We start from the raw sequence: 18,534 nt of genomic DNA, 5'->3' as shown, positions 1-18,534 counted from the left end.
TAATGAACGTCTAATTTTTCTACTCATGAGTTCTGTATACTCACATATATTTATCTTAGATTTAAGATACGTTCTATTTCTTTCACACTCAACTTACTTGCTTTTGCAATAGTTTCAAGTGGTACACCAATTTCATGCATTCCTCGAATCATCTGCATCTTACCTTGCTCAATACCTTTTTCCATGCCCTCTTGTTCTGCATGTGCTAACTTAGCTTGTTCATCTAAAAGCAATTTCTCTCGAGCTTCGTACGCTGTTCTAAAAGAAGAATCATGGCTCATATTTTCCCATTTATTTATTGCCTTTTGTAAAATTGGATCTTGATTCATCGCAATCTCCTCCAATGTTTGAGTTAAATGTTCATCTTCATGTGCTGGTAATAATAACATCCAACGAACAAATGTATTTTCCCATGGGTTTACTTTTTCTTCACGCCATTGTTTTACCAATTTCGGTATCTCTACAAAATGGATTTCAATGTCGTCACTTAAGAGTTGCTGTAATTTTGTATTCCATAATTGTCCGATGGTATGAAATTCATCATCCTGAGAAAATAAAATAAAGTCTAGTAAGTTAATGGTAATTGTTTTCCGAAGTGAACGATATGGCATCCCTTCTTGCATTTGTGAAGTATAAAGTTTACTCCAGTAATATAAGGAGCGCTTCACCATATCATGTGTATTTCGAAGCTGGATTTCGATATTTACTTGCGTCCCATTATCCAGTGTTGCTAATAGGTCTAAAATCGATAACTTATCATCTTCATAAGATTTATGGAGATGTGGATCATCTAATTGTAGCGAAGTAATAGGTGCATCTAAAGATTCCTCTAAAATTGCATTTAGGAAACCCGTTAAAATTTCCTCATTTCCTTTTATTCCAAAAAGCTGTTTAAAAGCAAAATCAATCCGTAAATTTACTAATTTAGTGGACATGGATTTCCTCTCCCTGTCTATATCATCTCTTATTACTATTGTACATAAAAAAAGGTAGAACATGCAAACAAGCTCTTACGTTACCTCACATAAGAGCCTGCCTACATTGACAAAAAATTAGTGGTTCTTAGCAAAAACAATTGCAAGTGACATCGTTTTTGTCCAGAACCTTTATTTTCATCTATTCTTTTTCTGGCCAAATTTTCGCATTTGGTTCTAATAACCACTTGTGGTCTTCCTCCATGATACGATCATTCCATGGGTTATTCTCAAGATGTCGAATCATCCAACAAAAATACATTGCATATCCAGGCGCAGTTGCTTGTGGGTGGTCTAGTTCACCTGGAATTGTAATAAAACTATTATGTACAACGCGATAAGCATCCTCACCTACCATCGCACATCCAAATCCCTGTGGCTTGTTAAAGCGATAATAATATACCTCCGGTTGATTATGATGATGCGGTGGATAACTGGACCATCTCCCTGGATAAGAAATAACTTCTCCTACTACCATATTAGAATACGCTGCATTGTTATAGTCAAAAATCGTACGAATAACACGTTGTGCTGTTCCCTCCCATACTCCTTCTCCAGCTACAACACTTTGACACTCATTTGGAGTATACAACTTGGACGCAAATTCTTGATCATTATCTGTTTTTTGAACAAGCACTTCACTATCTGAAAGAGCAGTAATTGTAACCTTCACATTTTTAGCCACATGTAAACACCAAGGGTTTTCTTCAAAAACAGACTGTCTTTGAATAACTTGTTCCATTCCTTCCCACTCTAGACGTATTGTCCCTTCTAGTAAAAGTACTGCCGTTTCATTTTCATTATCAAATAGCAACTCTTCTTTTCCATTAGACATCTTATATATGCCTATATCCATTAACATATCACTGCATTGACCGTTCATTTCTGTTAATACATTATAGCCTTCATTTAATTCACCTAATTTTCCTAACATGATGTTCTCCCCCTTTTTTTATGGCTACTCTATCATTCTCTACTTTTATCAACTAACTAAATTATGAGTTCCTTCTATTATTTAATGAAGAAAGCCTTTCTGGTTATGCTTTGTTTTCACTTCCGAATATGCGTATATGATTTTTAACGTTTTCGTATGCGGCCTCAACTACATCTTGATGGTACGTAAAGTAATCTAAATAAGGAGTATTTAAGGCCGCAGTGTTAACTCTAGTAATTACATTCTGAAACGTGGCTGTTGCTACATTAATTTTTCGAACACCATGTTGAATACATTGCTTGAAATCCTCTGGGCTAATGCCAGACCCACCATGTAATACTAAAGGAATATCGACTATCCCATTAATCTCCTGCAAGCGGTCTAATCGTAAATCAGGGTCTCCATTGTACATCCCGTGCGCATTTCCAATCGCAACAGCTAACGCATCAACATCTGTTTCTTCTGCAAATCTTTTTGCTTCTTTAGTACTTGTCAGCATCATTTCAATATCTTCTGATCCGTCCTCACTACCACCTACTCTGCCAATCTCAGCCTCTACTGTCGTTCCGTACTGTTTCGCAAGCTCCACAACTTCTTTTGTCCTTTGGATATTCTCTTCTAACGGATAGTGAGAGCCATCAAACATAACCGAACTAAAACCAATTTCTAATGTCTCTTTAATTTTTTCAAACGTCATACCGTGATCAAAGTGAACTACTACTGGAACAGTTGCTTTTTTCGCTGTAGCTACCATCAAAGGACCAATCATATGAATGGGCGAATGATTCAAACGAACTTCCGCAATTTGTAGAATGAGCGGGGAACGTAACTCTTCAGCTGCTTGAATAGCTCCCATTACCATTTCCATATTAGCGACACTAAAAGCTCCAACCCCATAATTCTCTTGATTTGCTTTAATTAAAATATCTTTCATTTGAACTAATGGCATTACATACTCCCCTATTTCAATATTATTTATTAAATGCAAAACCAACCGTCACGTCTTTTTACCCCTTTTGTAAGAAGACATGTTGATTACCATACCATTTACTTAGGGATAATCTTAAAATGCTTAAATTACAAACCTGCTTTTTCTTGTATAAATCTTCGAGCTTTTAATGCGTATTCAAAAGGATTCGCTAAAGCTGGGTCTTGCTCTGCTTCTACCACAAACCAGCCCTTATATTCAGAGTTTGCAAGAATAGTAAAAACTTCATCAAATACAATTACGCCATCTCCTGGAACTGTAAACGCACCATTCTTCACTGCCTGTAAGAAGCTTAAATTGTTTTCCTTTACAGCATTTACTACTTCCTGGCGAATATCTTTTAAATGTACATGTTTAATGCGAGGTAAATATTTTTTCAAAATATAAAGCGGCTCTTCTCCTGAAAAAACAAGATGACCTGTATCAAAAAGCAGAGATACAAACTCTGGATCCGTCATATCCATTAACTTTTCAATTTCTGCTGTTGTTTGAACACCCGTACCCATATGGTGATGGTATACAATATGTAGCCCCTTTTCCTGAGCTAATTTACCGAGGTGATGTAACCCATCCGCTAGCTTTTCCCACTCTTCTTCTGTAAAAACGGGTTTATTGCGAAATAGTGGTACATTCATTAAACCTTGAATACTATGTCCTTGCTCTGATACAACAATGACTTTTGCGCCCAGATCATGCAAGAAATCTCTATGTTTAATAAATGCTTGTACTGTCTCTTCAAGTGGCTTCGTTGTCAAGAACGTACTAAACCATGCACTAGCAATCTCTAGGTTTCGTAATTCCAAAGATTTTTTTAATACAACTGTATTTCTCGGGTATTTATTCCCTACCTCACTTCCATTAAATCCAGCTAGTGCCATCTCACTAATACATTGTTCAAACGTATTTTCTGCTCCTAGCTCCGGCATATCATCATTTGTCCAAGCAATTGGTGCAATTCCAAGTTTAATTGTATTTTCTTTGAACATCCCCTTGTCTCTCCTCTTTACAAAATGTGATAGAATTTCGCCAAATTCTCTTAACTGGTCATTAAAAAGAGAGCTTCCTAATCAATATGTATGTAGATAAAAAGCTCTCTTTGTGCCCTAATCTAATAAGACCTTGCCTGCTGCAAGTTACTTACTTTACTCTCGTACGCAGCTTGTACACTTTGACTTTTAGATACTTCTGCAACACCTACATGCCACCATGAATCGTATCCATTTGTCATTGTTTTTGGTAATACTTTAATATCAATTAATGTAGAAACTGTTTGTTTTTTCGCATCCTTAAGCGCTTCCTGTAATTGTTCTATCGATGTAACACGATACGTTTTCACACCATATCCAGCTGCGCTAGCTGCAAAATCAATTTTCATAATTGCCCCGTCTAATTTACAAGTTTCCTGGTTTCGATAGCGAAACTCTGTTCCAAAGCTCCCCATTCCATTGCCCATTTGTAAGTTATTAATGCAACCAAATCCGGAGTTATCAAACAATAAGACGTTAATTTTTTTGTTTTCTTGGAGACTTGTGACAAGCTCAGAATGAAGCATCTGGTAACTACCATCCCCTACCATTGCATATACTTCCTTCGATGGTTCAGCTATCTTTACACCTAGTGCGCCCGCAACCTCATAACCCATGCAAGAGTATCCATACTCCATGTGATATGTATTTGGTTTTCTTGATGCCCACATTCTTTGTAAATCACCCGGAAGACTTCCTGCCGCGCCAACAATAATTGCATCTTCATCAATTAATGTATTGATTTGTCCAATGACCGTAGTCTGTGTTAATTCTGTACCAAGTGCGTCTACATACTCATTTAAATTCTCATCGAAATGACCTTCAACTTCCGGCGTGAAACCTTGACCTGTAAAGCGAATATTATGTAGACGTGCTAATTCTGTTTCCCAAGCCTCTTTTGCATCAGTGATTTCTACTGTGTAACTAGATTGATACTCAATCGATTGCAGTTCATCTATTAGAGCAAGAAGTGTTTCTTTTGCATCTGCTATAACCTTTAATGCATCAAGTTTGTTCGCATGGAATTCTGAAATGTTGATGTTTAAAAACTCAACCTCTTTATTCTGGAACAATTGCTTAGATGCCGTTGTAAAATCAGTAAATCTTGTCCCGATTCCAATAACAAGATCGGCTTCCTTTGCAATTATATTAGCTGCTAAATTTCCAGTTACCCCAATGCCGCCAAGATTATATAGGTGGCTACTTTCAATCGCACTTTTCCCAGCTTGCGTTTCTCCAAATGGAATGCGGAATGTTTCAGCAAACTGTTTGAATTCCTCTGCCGCTTCTGCGTATCTTACACCACCACCGCAAATCATAATTGGCTTTTTCTTTTTCTTAATCATTTCTATCGCATCCGCTAAACTGGCTTTTGTAGGTAGACGACGTTCAATACGATGAACACGCTTTTGGAAGAAGTAACTTGGAAAATCCCAAGCTTCCCCTTGGACATCTTGTGGTAAACAAATTGTTACAGCACCTGTATCTGCCGGATTCGTTAAAACACGCATGGCTTGAATCATAGCTGTCATCAATTGCTCAGGACGATTCACCCGGTCCCAATACTTACTTACCGCACGGAAAGCATCATTCGTAGAAATAGATAAGTCATGCGTTTGTTCAATTTGTTGAAGAACAGGATCAGGTTGTCTCGTTGCAAATACATCACCTGGAAGCAGTAAAACGGGAATATGATTTGCAGAAGCTGTAGCAGCAGAGGTAATCATATTTGCTGATCCAGGACCAACAGAAGAAGTACATACCATAATTTGTTTTCTGTGTTTTTGTTTTGCAAAGGCCATCGCAGCATTTGCCATTCCTTGCTCATTTCTTCCTTGATATACTTCTAATTCCCCTGCATCTTCTTCTAAAGCTTGACCTAGGCCTACTACATTTCCATGACCAAAAATCGTAAAGATTCCCTTAACAAACTTTTGTTGCTTTCCATCAAACTCTACATATTGCTGATTTAAAAACTTTACCAATGCTTGCGCCGTCGTCATTCTAACAGTTTGCATATGATTTGCTCCTTTCTATCTCTAACAGTCATTCTGCATATGAAAAAGGAGTATTAGGAATTTGAAAGACTCCTAATACTTCCTTCTTATGTTTTACCACTTGCGTTACTTTCGCTTACAAACAACTAGAAAGAGTCTACTTCTCTCTTCATGATTACTTTTCCCAACGAGATGTAAGCATTTTCTTTCTTGTATAAAACTCAACGCCGTCAGTACCATTCGCATGAAGATCACCATAGAAAGAATCTTTCCAGCCAGAGAACGGGAAGAATGCCATTGGCGCCGGAACCCCAACATTCACACCTAACATACCTGATTCAATTGTTTCACGGAATTGACGTACACTTGCCCCGCTATCGGTATAAATGCAAGCTCCATTTGCAAAACGAGACTCATTGGCAATTTCAATCGCTTCATCCAATGATTTCACACGAACAATAGATAAAACAGGAGCAAAAATCTCATCTTGCCAGATTTTCATTTCTTTTGTAACATGGTCAAAAATTGTTGGGCCAACAAAGTAACCAGCTCCTTTTACAGCTGTATCTTCGCGTCCATCACGAACTAATGTAGCACCCTGTTCTACACCGGAATCGATGTAACCAATTGTGCGCTCTTTATGGTTATCACGAATAACTGGTCCTAAAAATACATCTTCATCAAGACCATTTCCGATGACAATTTTATTAGCTTCTTCTACCAATCTATCAACTAATTGATTTGCAATTTCTTCTTCTACTGTAACAACAGAAGCAGCCATACAACGCTCACCAGCTGAACCAAATGCAGCACTAATAATTTGCTTTGTTGCTAGGTCAAGATTTGCATCGTTTAATACAATGGAATGGTTTTTCGCCCCTGCTAATGCTTGAACTCGTTTTAAATTTCCTGTTCCTTTTTTGTATACATATTCTGCGACAGGCTGAGAACCTACAAATGAAATTGCCTTCACTAATTTATGTTCAAGAAGACCGTTTACTACATCGTGTGCGCCATTTACGATATTTAATACACCTTTAGGTAAACCAGCTTCTTCAGCTAATTTTGCTAATTTTGCTGCTAGAAGTGGTGTACGCTCTGAAGGTTTTAACACAAATGTATTACCGCAAGCAATTGCAAGTGGAAACATCCAGCATGGAACCATCATTGGGAAGTTAAAAGGTGTAATCCCGCCTATAACACCAATTGGGTAACGATACATGCCAGACTCAATACCTGTTGCAATATCAGGAAGCTGTTTTCCCATCATTAATGTCGGAGCACCCGCTGCAAACTCCACGCACTCAATACCACGAAGAACTTCACCGTAAGCTTCGTTATAGCTTTTTCCGTTTTCAATCGTAATAAGTTTCGCTAACTCTTCCCAGTTATCTACTAATAATTGTTGATATTTAAATAGAATACGAGCACGTTTTGGCACAGCTGTTTTGGACCACGATTTGAATGCTTCATTTGCTGCTAATACAGCTTGTTCAACATCTACTTTTGTTGAAAGTGGTACTTGAGCAATTACTTCTCCTGTTGCAGGATTATATACAGCTTCCATCTTAGTTGAAATGGATTCTACCCATTCGCCGCCAATATAGTTTTTTACAATTTGTGCTGTTTGTACTGTCATATTCATTCTCTCCCTTTTATGTAATGTAGAAGCGTCCAATAGGATACGCCCTTGCTTAATTAATGGTTTATGATGTTTCTATACAATTTCCTCAGCCGTTTCCATGAATGCAGAAATTTCTGCCCTTGTTGGCATTGCATCAGAACAGCTATGTTTAGAAATAACAATCGAAGCAGAAGCCCCACCTAATCGCATCGCTTGAGGAATCTCAAGCCCTTGCATTAGGCCATAAATAAATGCAGAAGCATACGAGTCGCCAGCGCCAAACGTCTTTAACACTTTTGTTTTAAAGATACCGCCGCGGTGAGATTGCCCGTCTCTTGTATAAGCGATTGACCCATCCCCGCCGTGCTTAATTACGACAATTTTCGCATGATGAGAAAACCATCTTTCAGCCGTAACTTGGTCATTAGATTTTTCATAGTTTAATAGTTTTTCCATCATATCGAATTCTTCACGCGTTCCAATAATGACATCAGATTTTTCAGCTGCTAGATTGTAATACACAGCCGTTTCAGCTTCTGACTGCCATGTATAAGGGCGGTAATCCACATCAAAATATACGACTACATCATGCTTACGCGCATATTCTAGCGCTAAAAATACCGCCTCGCGAGAAGGACTTTTCGCTAAAGCTGTTCCTGAAATTAAGAGTGCTTTTGATTGTTTAATATAGTCCTCAGATACCTCTGTTGGATCAAGGTTTAAATCTGCGACATTGTCGCGGTACATTAAAATACTGCAATCCTCAGGGCTTTTAATTTCTGTAAATGCTAGACCTGTCACTGCACCTGTACGGTCGATACATATCTGATCTGTATTAATCTTATTGTCCTGTAGATACCCTGTAATAAAGCGGCCCATTTGATCGTCGGACACTTTACCGATAAATCCTGTCTGTAAGCCGAGACGCGCCGCACCAATCGCAATATTCGCAGGAGAACCTCCTACATATTTAGTAAACGTTCTTGTTTCTTCCATAGGACGTTGTGTTTCATTGGCATTTAAATCAACGCATAAACGTCCAACTGCAATTAGGTCTAATGGACAATCTTCTTTAAAAATAAGTGGATTCATTATTACTACCTCCCATGCTTTATCGTTTTCCGACAAAAGACTCCTTCCTCAAAAATGTGAAGGTGTAAAACACCAATTTTAGGTGGGAGATGAATGTCGGTTGGCATAAGCCAACATATCTGCTACCATATACTTGTACAGATTGCTCTTTGAAAACTGAAGATATGAGGTTGGTTGCAGAAAAACGTTGCAACCGTAAAATCTTCAACGTTCTTTCGCACCACGTTTGCTGAAGTTGCGAAAACCAAGCTAAAGTAGGAAGCGTGGTGAGTCAACGTACAAGATGCTTATGTTTTCACCGTAGGGACTACGGGCGGCGCCTGCTAAGATAACTGTTGGATACATCGGTGTTCGCAGGAATCTTCCACTTCAAACAGTCCGTAAGGACGTTAAGTGGTGAGTAGTTCAAAAACCTACTATTCATTACTCTTTATCTATCTAGAAGTAAGCGCCCTCTTTATTGATTTAATGCAGGCTGTTTATGTTCAATTTGTACAGGTTTTCCTGTTAGTAAGGATTCCTTCGCAGCCTTCGCAATTCGCTCTGCTTGTAATCCATCATTACCACTGCAAATAACAGCTTGTCCTTCTATAATTGACTTTGTAAATTGTGTTACTTCCTCAATGTAAGCTTGCGTGTAGCGCTCTAAGAAGAAATAAAGCGGCTTATCTTTTACAATACCTTCTGTTTTTGACACTTGAACTGTTGTCGGGCAGCAATTATCCGCAGCAACCGCGCCTTTTTCACCAAACACTTCAACACGCTGGTCATATCCATAAACAGCTTGGCGGCTATTATCAATTACCCCCAAAGCTCCATTCACAAATTTTAATGTGACAATTGCTGTATCAACATCATTTACTTCCTGAATGGATGGATCAATTAATGTTGTGCCATATGCAAATACTTCAACGACTTCACTATTCATCACATAACGAGCCATATCAAAATCATGAATCATCATATCCATAAACAATCCACCTGAAGAGCGAACATACTCTATACTTGGTGGTTGTGGATCTCTAGACGTAATTTTTAAAATATGTGGGTGTCCCACTTCTCCTTGTTGAATTAGATCATAGACTTTCCTGAAGTTAGGATCGAAACGACGATTAAAACCTACTTGAAGAGATACCCCTTGTTCTTTTACTACTTCTAATGCATCTAATGTTTCTTCTACTGAGAAACTAACAGGCTTTTCGCAGAAAATATGTTTTTTCGCAAGAGCCGCTTCTTTTATAATTTGCGCATGTGTATTTGTTGGTGAACAAATAAAGACAGCATCAATTTCTGGATCTGCTAATAAATCCTGATAGTTTGTAGTCAGAGTGGAAATCCCTTTATCTTCGGCCCACTTTTCTAGATGACTAATCACAACATCTGAAACCGCTTTAATTTTTACTTGTGGCATCAGCTGCAAGTTATCTACATGCAGTTTCCCTATTCGTCCAGCACCAATAATTCCAATCGTTAAAACATTCATATGATTTCTCCCTCTTTATTTAAATTTAAGAAAAAAATGAAAGTCTATAAGGTTTAGCACATCAAATTAAGTTAAGCGCTTTCCCTATTTTTCTTCATTATACACACTTGATTCTAAATTGAAAACGTTTTTATTTTTTTGAATACTCTTCTTTTCATCCGAATTTCAAATTTCGTAAGTAAACGTACTACGTCCATATACAAATTAATAATTAGAAACAAATAATCTAAACAACTACAAAAATAATCTTTTAAAATACTGATATAACAAAGAAAACGAGGCCTTTTAAATAGTAAACTGCCATCTATAAGGTATTCCTTTCTTTTCATACTCACTATTACTTTATTGTCCGATAAGTAAATGGAATGCCCCTATAAAAGAAAGTTGTAAATTGTCAAAAAATTTCATTGACGGTCTCATAATGTAAGCGTATACTTTTTTTATCAAAAATAATTAAGCGCTTAACCAAAAATAACTTATCGGTGGTGGGAGAATGAACGCTATTAGTTCAAGCAAAACATTTATGGACAGGATTGGTATCCCTTCTAATTTAACTTGGGGATACATAGGAATTATTGTTTTTATGATTGGGGATGGTTTAGAACAAGGATGGTTATCCCCTTATCTCGTTGAGAGAGGCCTAACGCTAGAACATGCTGCATTTTTATTTACTATTTACGGTATTACTGTATCTGCTTCTTCTTGGTTTTCAGGGGTATTTGTACAAATGTGGGGACCAAGAAAAGTAATGACATTTGGTTTAGTATCATTTATTTTAGGATCAATCGGTTTCATCGGTATAGGAATTCAACATATGAATTATCCTGTAATATTACTTTGCTATGCCCTACGAGGGTTTGGTTATCCCTTATTTGCTTATTCTTTCCTAGTTTGGGTATCTTACAGTACACCTCAACAAATGCTTTCAAGAGCAGTTGGCTGGTTCTGGTTCGTATTCCAGCTTGGACTTAGTGTTATCGGAGCCTTCTATTCTAGCTATATGGTTCCTAAAATCGGGGAAATCGCTACTTTATGGAGTGCTTTAATTTTTGTTGTCGTCGGGGGATTGTTCTCAATTGTTGTAAATAAGGACAGATTTAAAGCACAAACCGTAAGCGCTAACAAATCAAGCGAATTACTAAAAGGCATTACCATCGCATTTGAAAATCCTAAAGTTGGTATAGGTGGTATTGTTAAAATTATAAACTCGGCCGCTCAGTTTGGATTTGTTGTTTTCCTGCCTACTTATATGATGAAATATAATTTTACGATGACTGAATGGCTTCAAATTTGGGGTACTCTATTCTTTGTAAATATGGTGTTTAATATTATTTTTGGTATTGTTGGAGACAAGTTTGGCTGGGTAAATACGATTAAATGGTTCGGAGGAGTCGGTTGCGGAATTGTAACTCTTGCACTCTATTATGTACCACAAATGGTAGGGCATAATTATTGGGCTATATTATTCGTTGCATGTTGCTACGGAGCAACACTTGCCGGTTATGTACCTCTTACAGCATTAGTTCCATCTTTATCTCCTGAAAATAAAGGAGCGGCAATGTCTGTCTTAAATTTAGGTTCAGGATTATCAGCATTTGTTGGACCATTAGTAGTAACTGCTTTCATCGGTCCATTAGGTGTAGGCGGCGTGATGTGGATCTTTGCTGGTTTGTATTTCTTTGGTGCATTTTTAACTCATTTCCTTACTATTCCAAAGGAAGATGGGATGGAGCAGGATTTAAATACGAAAAGCAGTGAGCAATTCTCTGTATAAATCCTCTATATAATAGAAGGTCATCATAACTGTATATGGTTAAGATGACCTTCTTTTTGTTACATTCAAGTAGGATATCAAAAACGCTAACATGTAATATCCTTTACTGATGATCGCTCTACTAATTGAGGAATAATAGTAATTTTTTGCTTAGCATGTTCCTTCATTTCCATCGTTTTTAAGAGTTGTTCAAACGTACAAGCTGCCATTTGTGTAATTGGCTGTTCAATTGTCGTTAACCCAGGATCTGCTATCTCAGCATAAATTGTATTATCAAATCCGATTATTGATAAATCTTCCGGAATTGAAAGTCCTTGTTTTCTTGCTTCATTCATAAGGCATATCGCAATTAAATCTGTACAAGCAAAAACCGCTGTAGGCCTATTAGGCAAGCTAAGTAATTCTTTACTTGCACGTTTGCTATCTTCCACAGTCGAATAGCAGCTAATTATTGCATCATCATCTAATGAGATATCTGAATCTGTAAGAGCCTGCTTAAAGCCATTCAGCCTTCCTAAGCTACTTTTTCTATCCTTCTCCATCATAATCGTTAAAGATGTATGGCCCTTCTGCGTTAGATAATTCCCAGCTAAATAGCCGCCCCTCATATCATCAGTTGTCACAACATGAGTCGTGATGGAAGGATGATCTACAGTGAATAAAACAAGTGGCAAATCTCGATTCACGATTTTTTTAACAAGTTTATAATCATTTAGTTCCGTCGCAATAATAATGCCATCTACTTGCTTTTTAAATAATAAATCAATGTATTCGTGCTCACGTTTTGTTTGATGGTCCGTACTACATAAAATGAGTGTATACCCTGATTCTCGTGCACTATTTTCAAAAGCTCTTGCTACTTCAGCAAAAAATGGATTTGAGATATCTGGGACAAGTACCCCAATCGTATATGTTTTTTTACCTGTTAACGCTGCTGCTACACTACTTGGCTGATAATCTAATTCGTCCATTACCTGATTTACTTTGTTTATTGTTTTTTCACTAATACGCCCTGTTTGATTGATTACCTTAGATACAGTCGCTATTGATACACCTGCTTTTTCCGCAACATCATAAATTGTTGGTTTCACTTTAATTGTCCCTTCTTAATCATCTTTTTCTATATTTTATCATAAATATATTTTGCTTCTTGGTACACAAATGGAATTCTTTTAAAATTTGTAAGTATTTCTATCTTATAGCGTAATGCTTCATATTTACGAATTAACCTACCTTTATGAAACACCTGTAGAAAAAATTTGACCAATTTACTTAATAGACATTTAATATCCACATGCAAGGCTCATTACAACCAGAGCATGCAGTAATACTTATGGTTCTTTCTCCTATTTACACCACCTCACGGTAATCTTTACTTCTTTATTGTAATTCCTAATATTAAGATGTAAAATAACATTATCTTATATGCGCTTAAGATAGATCGGAATAAGAAAAGGAACCCTTCTGGGTTCCTTTTTCTATGCAAAATAAAAAAGCATCCCATTTAGATGCCCTCTGTACTTATTTTTTCTATATAACACTAATTCCTATTGCCCTAAGGATACCTCATACAATACATACTAACCCTACTCATATATAAAACTCTAGTAACTCAAAATGTCCAAGTATCATACATAGAATTAAGCCTATAGAATATACAAAGACTTCTTTCCAATTTATCCATTCATATAGGGGAGATAGTTATGCGATGATTAAAACTCCTAATACAATTAAAACAACACACTTTCTTCAAATTCAATCCTTTTTGCTTATCCTTTTATTGTCTCGATAATTGAAACTATTCATTTCCCCTAGAGCTGAGCAGTTAGTTCATTCTAACTGCTCTTTTTATTTTTTATCGTCACCCTTCCATTGTACCTCCATATGTTGTATAGAAATATCTCCTTCTAAATTGTCATTGATGCCTCTTTCAAGTCCTAATGCACATCTTAAAATGAGCACTTTTAAAAAGTGCTCTTTTTACTTTGCATGTCACTCATCCTACAATGAATTAAGATTTTAACCTACGAATAATTTATGTAATTATTTCCAATACTAAGAGTAGATTGGTAACAGCCAATCTGTATCCATAATGAATCTCTAATTTTCTTGAAATCTCCCTGGGCAAGGCGGCTATTTTTAATAGCCGTCTTTCTTGTATAAATTATAAATATTTGCACATACTATTAGGGGAATGGTTGAATCATTGTCATTGAAAATGTTCAGCACTTCCGCTCCTTAAGAGAACAGTCTACGCAACTGTTCTCTTTCCTATTTCCTTTTTTCACGCATATAATCTGACAAGCATTATTAACTCTAACTCCCCTACAATCAATCGCATTGCAACATTCTCAATATTTCCTCAACAAATTCACAATATTTTTCATGGACAACAGCACACTTTCTCAACAGTTTTAATATCTTAATATTAAATACTGAAAGGAGATGTTGAAAAATGACTTGGTTCATTATTTTAGGGTTTATGCTTATTTTAATAATAAGCGGTTTTCATGCACATAGTATTCATATCGTTTTCAAAATAGGTTCAGATACAAAAGCTGTGCCAAGTTGGTCTTTCGTTAATAAAATAAACTTCCAAACATTAAAAGAATTAATAAAAGGACTAAATAAGGATAAACTTAAAATCCTTACAATAGGAGAACTTGTTATTCCTTTAAGTTTCTTTAATAGATTATTTAGCAAAACATTAATTTTCCTATTCCTATTCTTTTACTCTCAATACTTAAACTAACGTAATTTAAGATCAGTTAAAGAATAACAATCACTAATCTTAGCAAGCCAACATTATTCAATCACCTATGATGAACTGGTCCCAAAGAGTTAAACAAAAATTAAGCGACCATCTGAATGTGAGTCCGGTATTGTACTGGACTCATTCCTTTTAACTGTACTTTGATTCTTTTGCGATTGTAATGACCTAGATAATTATCTAATACTATCTTAATATGTTCCATACTTTCAAATTTCATAAGATAAATTACTTTTGCTTTGTCTTGTTCTGGAATTCCTTCTCTTTTTCAACTAAAACCTTTAACTTTTTTAAATAATCTATTTCCATACGTAAACATTCATTTTCACCTTTTAATGCCTCTATAGCCCCTTCAATAGCTGCATTATCTAACTTTGATTTTGTATTTGTAATTCCCATAGCTGGATCCCCTTTCTTCTTTTATATAGGAAATCCATGTCTTATAAATCATATATTTCCCTTCATCTATGGACTATTTCAATGAATTCCTTAAGACAAACGATTCATTTATTTCCTTAGATCCCACTATATTCATTCCATATTTTTCTCTCCTAAATGAATCATAGTACATATTATCCTCAATACATTTATAGGTTTTTATAGGATTTTTAACAAAATCTTCTTACATTTAAATAGACATACTACTTTAATCTGTCAACTCCACCTATATTGATAAATACGAAAAAACAAATCTATTTGACGTTTCGATGACTTCTAACAGGAAAATATATACATTAAATGAAACCTGATATATCTTTAGTTTGTAAGTTGTAGTTAGTTGGCCAACTTTCCATACAATTTAATAATTTAAAATATGGGGGATCTAAAATGAATCAAGTATTAAGAAAAAGTAAGAAAAAAATGATGTATCTAGTTGGTTCACTTCTAATTTCTCTATCAATGTTTTCAACTACTAGTTTTGCAGCTACAGAAGGTGCTGTAAAAAGTGTTACAAATAGTACCTATACTGGGATTGCAGCTGATATAAATCTACCAAAATCAGTTGTTGTTAAAGATGGGTATGTGAATTGGTATTTAGGTATTGGAGCATCTAAAGTTGAGGGTGGTATTTCCAAAACACCAAGTGGATATAAAGTATTTCTAAATTCAGGATATAATGAATCAGGTCAAAACAGTAAGTATTGGAACACACAGTTTGATGCGTCAATTAAAGATGGTGATCGAGTAAATCTTAAAATAGTTAATAACGGAAATGGTACGGTTACTATGTATGTAAATGGAAACCCTAGATATGCAAATCAGCCTGTATATGGCTCATTTTCTCAATATGAGCCAGTAAAAATGGTTCAGGGGGTTGAAGATACTGGACGTAACTCCTTTAGCCAAGCTAGCTTTTCAAATGTACTTCTAAGAACAGATACATCTGGGGCTACCTATAAAAGTTGGAACAGTTCAATTTCTTCCTCATTTTCAAGACACGGTACTTATGGTAACAATTTCACAGTTTATTCTCAAGTACCATTAAGCGCAAGTTTACGCTAAAGGTGTTATTTGAATCATAATGTTTTTATGAAAAAGTAGTTGCACTTGCAGCTACTTTTTTTATATAGAATACATTGTAATAGATATTTGCGCCAACATAAATGACATCTTTCAACTTTTCCAAAAATAAGCTGTTTATTTAAATGTTATGTACAAAAAAACGTAGAAATATTTAATTTCTACGCTTTTTATAGGTTAATCAATTAATTCATATACTATTACAATTCCTCAAATTCATCCATTTCAGCTTTACGCTTTAAAAATATTTCTATATCTTTATTCTCTCTTTCCATTAAACCTAGAGCATGTCTATCGTTTAAAGCTAATTCTTTATAACCCCATATATATTCTATTGTTGTCGCTTTACTATGTTTATGATCTGCAAAATACCATTCTAAAGGTTGTAAAGGATTCGATACTTCAAACAATTCACCTGGGTACCATGAAGGCAAGTCTTCATTTTTCCCTAAGATTAGATAGTCTAATTCTCCATTGAATAAACTCATACCATAAACCACATATTCCTTATAGATTTCTAGATTTATTATTGAATCTCGATTATACCCTTGTTTTAATAACTCCTCTGAAAATGTATCTCCTGAATTTTTTATACACTTTACTTTCACATACAAGCTCCTATCAACCAAAAATTTATTTTTCAAATTAAAATCATCGAAATTAATATAATAAAAACCGCAGAAATTAAATATTTCCACAGTTTTATGTTTACTCAAGGTTCTTTCCATTATTTTATAACAATATAGAATTCACCTGTCATTTCTTCTTGAGCATCTTGAAATGTTTCTAAAATCAAATCCGCTTCAGAGCCTAACATATTCTTACTATCTTTAAAAAACTCCCATTCTATTGTTAAAGGAAGAGTAACCCATGCTGTTAACCAATCCCACAACGAATCAGCATTCTCTCTATAATAATTCGGTAGATCTAATTTATTTTTCAATATTTTATGCATTATCTCTTTACTTGTAAATTTCCGTCATCTAATTGGATTGTTTCTATAATAAATATCCTCTCTATTTCATCTCAGTATAGAAACAAAGTCTATGGATGTTGTCATGTATTGATTAGCAGACTTTTAGCCCGCTATAAACTCAGCGTTTTTTTCCGGTGGAACACCCAAATCATATAACACATTACATAAATCAATGTTATTAATATTTCTCGAAGCTAGAATATCAATCTTATGGCTTGCTATTCTATTAGCTTAGTCCGTAAATGCATTTGCAAGATTTATTCCCATATTGATATCTGTGAAAAATCCTGGTATTTTTACATCCAATGCTTGTAATTCTTTCGCAATAATTGGAGCGTTTTTTATTATAATACTTATCTATCAATTTTTATATCCTTACACCATATTTCTAATTCCATAGGAGGCATAATTATATTACAGGTATATAATTTCAAGCCCTCTTTTTCTACTTCACCGATTTCAATATCATGAAGAAAATATGGTAACTGTTCATATGTAAATGTTTTTATTGGTTTTTCTTTTACATATCCCATGCTATGTTTGAAATCTATTCTATAGCAACCGCTAAATTGAAAATCTACGTCACCATTTTCATTCTTATAAGTTAGATGTACCTCATCACCAAAATAGTCGCATACTAATTTAGTAACCCATGCATCACAATAGTGTAACTCTTCGAATTTTGCTTGTATTCTCCTTACGTTCATTTTCGACCTCAATTCTTACTTTGTATATAGAATAAGAGCATCTGTACTTTTAATATCCACTTTACTCCCATTCTCATCATATAAATCTACATGATCATATTTTGTTACTTTATCTGGTAGATCTATTCTCATCTTTTTCTCCTTCACCCAGCCATTTCAGTTGCTATTCCTGGTGCAAAAAATTCTAATCAGGTTAAAGAAAACTCTTCACATTTAATTCGTCCATTATTATTAGATAATAAAATTAAATTCATTAAACAACTTTGATTAAGTAATTATTCTTCTATAAAAAATTATGCTGATTTTTCTACCAAATCCATACTACTACTTCTTCTCCACTAGAATATATCTTTAGCACTTCAAACCTATTTCTTTTATCTTTTCCCAACAATATCTACAGTTTATAAGGTATTTGAACCCTTTTATTAAACTACCTTATAATACGTTCTACATTATATAAAAATATCTATTACACTAGTTGAATACATGCTAGGGCAACATCCAAACCGAATAAACAATTAATTCAGAAATATTTTTAGAAACTTCATTATCTCACAATTACTTTTTTAAAATAAATCAAAAAATTTTTCTTTACTTTAAATTCCATAGTTCATATAATCTTCTATGGAATTACATTTTTTTCTAAATACCTCCTCATTTCTAAGTGTT

General features: G+C 35.1%; 16 protein-coding genes and 3 pseudogenes. 4 read left to right on the top strand and 15 right to left on the bottom strand.

Features of this window, described 5'->3' with window-relative positions; translation table 11 throughout:
• Window positions 1-50 precede the first annotated feature (50 nt).
• The 8 genes from ES895_RS23545 to iolG all read right to left on the bottom strand — a co-directional run bounded on the left by ES895_RS23545 (window position 51) and on the right by iolG (window position 10,117).
• On the bottom strand, window positions 51-935 hold the full coding sequence (locus tag ES895_RS23545) for an Rpn family recombination-promoting nuclease/putative transposase (RefSeq protein ID WP_000104994.1): 885 nt from the start codon (window positions 933-935) through the stop codon (window positions 51-53).
• Between the two features lie 181 nt (window positions 936-1,116).
• Window positions 1,117-1,908, bottom strand: coding sequence for a 5-deoxy-glucuronate isomerase (locus tag ES895_RS23540; protein ID WP_000900823.1), 792 nt, complete (start codon window positions 1,906-1,908; stop codon window positions 1,117-1,119).
• A gap of 103 nt (window positions 1,909-2,011) precedes the next feature.
• Entirely contained in the window at window positions 2,012-2,857 is an 846-nt protein-coding gene (locus ES895_RS23535; RefSeq protein WP_135238696.1) for a class II fructose-bisphosphate aldolase, read from the bottom strand.
• Between the two features lie 128 nt (window positions 2,858-2,985).
• Complete coding sequence (gene iolE, locus ES895_RS23530; RefSeq protein ID WP_000471989.1) at window positions 2,986-3,882, bottom strand: myo-inosose-2 dehydratase; 897 nt, start codon at window positions 3,880-3,882, stop codon at window positions 2,986-2,988.
• 122 nt (window positions 3,883-4,004) lie between these two features.
• Window positions 4,005-5,939 (bottom strand): 3D-(3,5/4)-trihydroxycyclohexane-1,2-dione acylhydrolase (decyclizing), encoded by a 1,935-nt coding sequence (gene iolD, locus ES895_RS23525; protein ID WP_097813725.1) that lies wholly within the window; start codon window positions 5,937-5,939, stop codon window positions 4,005-4,007.
• 154 nt (window positions 5,940-6,093) lie between these two features.
• Window positions 6,094-7,557: a CoA-acylating methylmalonate-semialdehyde dehydrogenase gene (locus tag ES895_RS23520; RefSeq protein ID WP_135238695.1), complete on the bottom strand. Its 1,464-nt coding sequence runs from the start codon at window positions 7,555-7,557 to the stop codon at window positions 6,094-6,096.
• Window positions 7,558-7,635: 78 nt separating this feature from the next.
• Complete coding sequence (gene iolC / locus ES895_RS23515; protein ID WP_001068610.1) at window positions 7,636-8,634, bottom strand: 5-dehydro-2-deoxygluconokinase; 999 nt, start codon at window positions 8,632-8,634, stop codon at window positions 7,636-7,638.
• A 457-nt stretch (window positions 8,635-9,091) separates the two neighbouring features.
• Window positions 9,092-10,117 (bottom strand): inositol 2-dehydrogenase, encoded by a 1,026-nt coding sequence (gene iolG, locus ES895_RS23510; RefSeq protein ID WP_001101872.1) that lies wholly within the window; start codon window positions 10,115-10,117, stop codon window positions 9,092-9,094.
• A 493-nt stretch (window positions 10,118-10,610) separates the two neighbouring features.
• Between iolG and ES895_RS23500 the strand changes: the two genes are divergently transcribed.
• Window positions 10,611-11,891: an MFS transporter gene (locus ES895_RS23500; RefSeq protein WP_000991772.1), complete on the top strand. Its 1,281-nt coding sequence runs from the start codon at window positions 10,611-10,613 to the stop codon at window positions 11,889-11,891.
• 86 nt (window positions 11,892-11,977) lie between these two features.
• On the opposite strand, the gene ES895_RS23495 is transcribed toward ES895_RS23500, so the two are convergent.
• Window positions 11,978-12,982, bottom strand: a complete 1,005-nt coding sequence (locus ES895_RS23495; protein ID WP_000805145.1) for a LacI family DNA-binding transcriptional regulator — start codon at window positions 12,980-12,982, stop codon at window positions 11,978-11,980.
• A 1,364-nt stretch (window positions 12,983-14,346) separates the two neighbouring features.
• Here ES895_RS23495 and ES895_RS23490 point away from each other — a divergent pair.
• Window positions 14,347-14,643, top strand: coding sequence for a hypothetical protein (locus ES895_RS23490; RefSeq protein ID WP_050844914.1), 297 nt, complete (start codon window positions 14,347-14,349; stop codon window positions 14,641-14,643).
• A 100-nt stretch (window positions 14,644-14,743) separates the two neighbouring features.
• Here the strand turns inward: ES895_RS23490 and ES895_RS23485 are convergent, their stop codons facing one another.
• Window positions 14,744-14,866: an IS3 family transposase gene (locus ES895_RS23485; protein WP_170966131.1), complete on the bottom strand. Its 123-nt coding sequence runs from the start codon at window positions 14,864-14,866 to the stop codon at window positions 14,744-14,746.
• A gap of 23 nt (window positions 14,867-14,889) precedes the next feature.
• Entirely contained in the window at window positions 14,890-15,060 is a 171-nt protein-coding gene (locus ES895_RS29465) for a hypothetical protein (RefSeq protein WP_167754534.1), read from the bottom strand.
• Between the two features lie 429 nt (window positions 15,061-15,489).
• Between ES895_RS29465 and ES895_RS23480 the strand changes: the two genes are divergently transcribed.
• Window positions 15,490-16,164 (top strand): hypothetical protein, encoded by a 675-nt coding sequence (locus ES895_RS23480; RefSeq protein ID WP_064475141.1) that lies wholly within the window; start codon window positions 15,490-15,492, stop codon window positions 16,162-16,164.
• 218 nt (window positions 16,165-16,382) lie between these two features.
• Here ES895_RS23480 and ES895_RS23475 read toward each other — a convergent pair whose 3' ends face one another.
• From ES895_RS23475 to ES895_RS23460, 4 genes and pseudogenes are all read right to left on the bottom strand, one after another.
• Window positions 16,383-16,790 (bottom strand): hypothetical protein, encoded by a 408-nt coding sequence (locus tag ES895_RS23475; protein ID WP_098205049.1) that lies wholly within the window; start codon window positions 16,788-16,790, stop codon window positions 16,383-16,385.
• Between the two features lie 119 nt (window positions 16,791-16,909).
• Window positions 16,910-17,184, bottom strand: a pseudogene (locus ES895_RS23470) (barstar family protein).
• Between the two features lie 100 nt (window positions 17,185-17,284).
• A pseudogene (locus tag ES895_RS29890) lies at window positions 17,285-17,500 on the bottom strand (hypothetical protein); the annotation flags it as partial.
• A gap of 11 nt (window positions 17,501-17,511) precedes the next feature.
• Window positions 17,512-17,865: a hypothetical protein gene (locus ES895_RS23460; protein WP_098205051.1), complete on the bottom strand. Its 354-nt coding sequence runs from the start codon at window positions 17,863-17,865 to the stop codon at window positions 17,512-17,514.
• Between the two features lie 138 nt (window positions 17,866-18,003).
• On the opposite strand from ES895_RS23460, the pseudogene ES895_RS30150 reads away from it, so the two are divergent.
• Window positions 18,004-18,132 (top strand): annotated as a pseudogene (locus ES895_RS30150) (aldo/keto reductase); the annotation flags it as partial.
• Window positions 18,133-18,534 lie beyond the last annotated feature (402 nt).

This window comes from Bacillus sp. 007/AIA-02/001, assembly GCF_004634455.1.
Lineage (GTDB): Bacteria > Bacillota > Bacilli > Bacillales > Bacillaceae_G > Bacillus_A > Bacillus_A cereus.
Note: the sequence above shows the minus strand (reverse complement) of the source record. Positions and strands in the feature narration are given on the sequence as shown.

Bases quoted from the DNA above. Each gene is read 5' to 3' on its own strand.
- ES895_RS23480 (WP_064475141.1), top strand. From the start codon at position 15,490: ATGAATCAAGTATTAAGAAAAAGTAAGAAAAAAATGATGTATCTAGTT.
- ES895_RS23540 (WP_000900823.1), bottom strand. From the start codon at position 1,908: ATGTTAGGAAAATTAGGTGAATTAAATGAAGGCTATAATGTATTAACA.
- ES895_RS23500 (WP_000991772.1), top strand. From the start codon at position 10,611: ATGAACGCTATTAGTTCAAGCAAAACATTTATGGACAGGATTGGTATC.
- ES895_RS23535 (WP_135238696.1), bottom strand. From the start codon at position 2,857: ATGCCATTAGTTCAAATGAAAGATATTTTAATTAAAGCAAATCAAGAG.
- iolD (WP_097813725.1), bottom strand. From the start codon at position 5,939: ATGCAAACTGTTAGAATGACGACGGCGCAAGCATTGGTAAAGTTTTTA.
- ES895_RS23520 (WP_135238695.1), bottom strand. From the start codon at position 7,557: ATGACAGTACAAACAGCACAAATTGTAAAAAACTATATTGGCGGCGAA.
- ES895_RS23485 (WP_170966131.1), bottom strand. From the start codon at position 14,866: ATGGAACATATTAAGATAGTATTAGATAATTATCTAGGTCATTACAAT.
- ES895_RS23460 (WP_098205051.1), bottom strand. From the start codon at position 17,865: ATGAACGTAAGGAGAATACAAGCAAAATTCGAAGAGTTACACTATTGT.
- ES895_RS23545 (WP_000104994.1), bottom strand. From the start codon at position 935: ATGTCCACTAAATTAGTAAATTTACGGATTGATTTTGCTTTTAAACAG.
- iolC (WP_001068610.1), bottom strand. From the start codon at position 8,634: ATGAATCCACTTATTTTTAAAGAAGATTGTCCATTAGACCTAATTGCA.
- iolG (WP_001101872.1), bottom strand. From the start codon at position 10,117: ATGAATGTTTTAACGATTGGAATTATTGGTGCTGGACGAATAGGGAAA.
- iolE (WP_000471989.1), bottom strand. From the start codon at position 3,882: ATGTTCAAAGAAAATACAATTAAACTTGGAATTGCACCAATTGCTTGG.
- ES895_RS23490 (WP_050844914.1), top strand. From the start codon at position 14,347: ATGACTTGGTTCATTATTTTAGGGTTTATGCTTATTTTAATAATAAGC.
- ES895_RS29465 (WP_167754534.1), bottom strand. From the start codon at position 15,060: ATGGGAATTACAAATACAAAATCAAAGTTAGATAATGCAGCTATTGAA.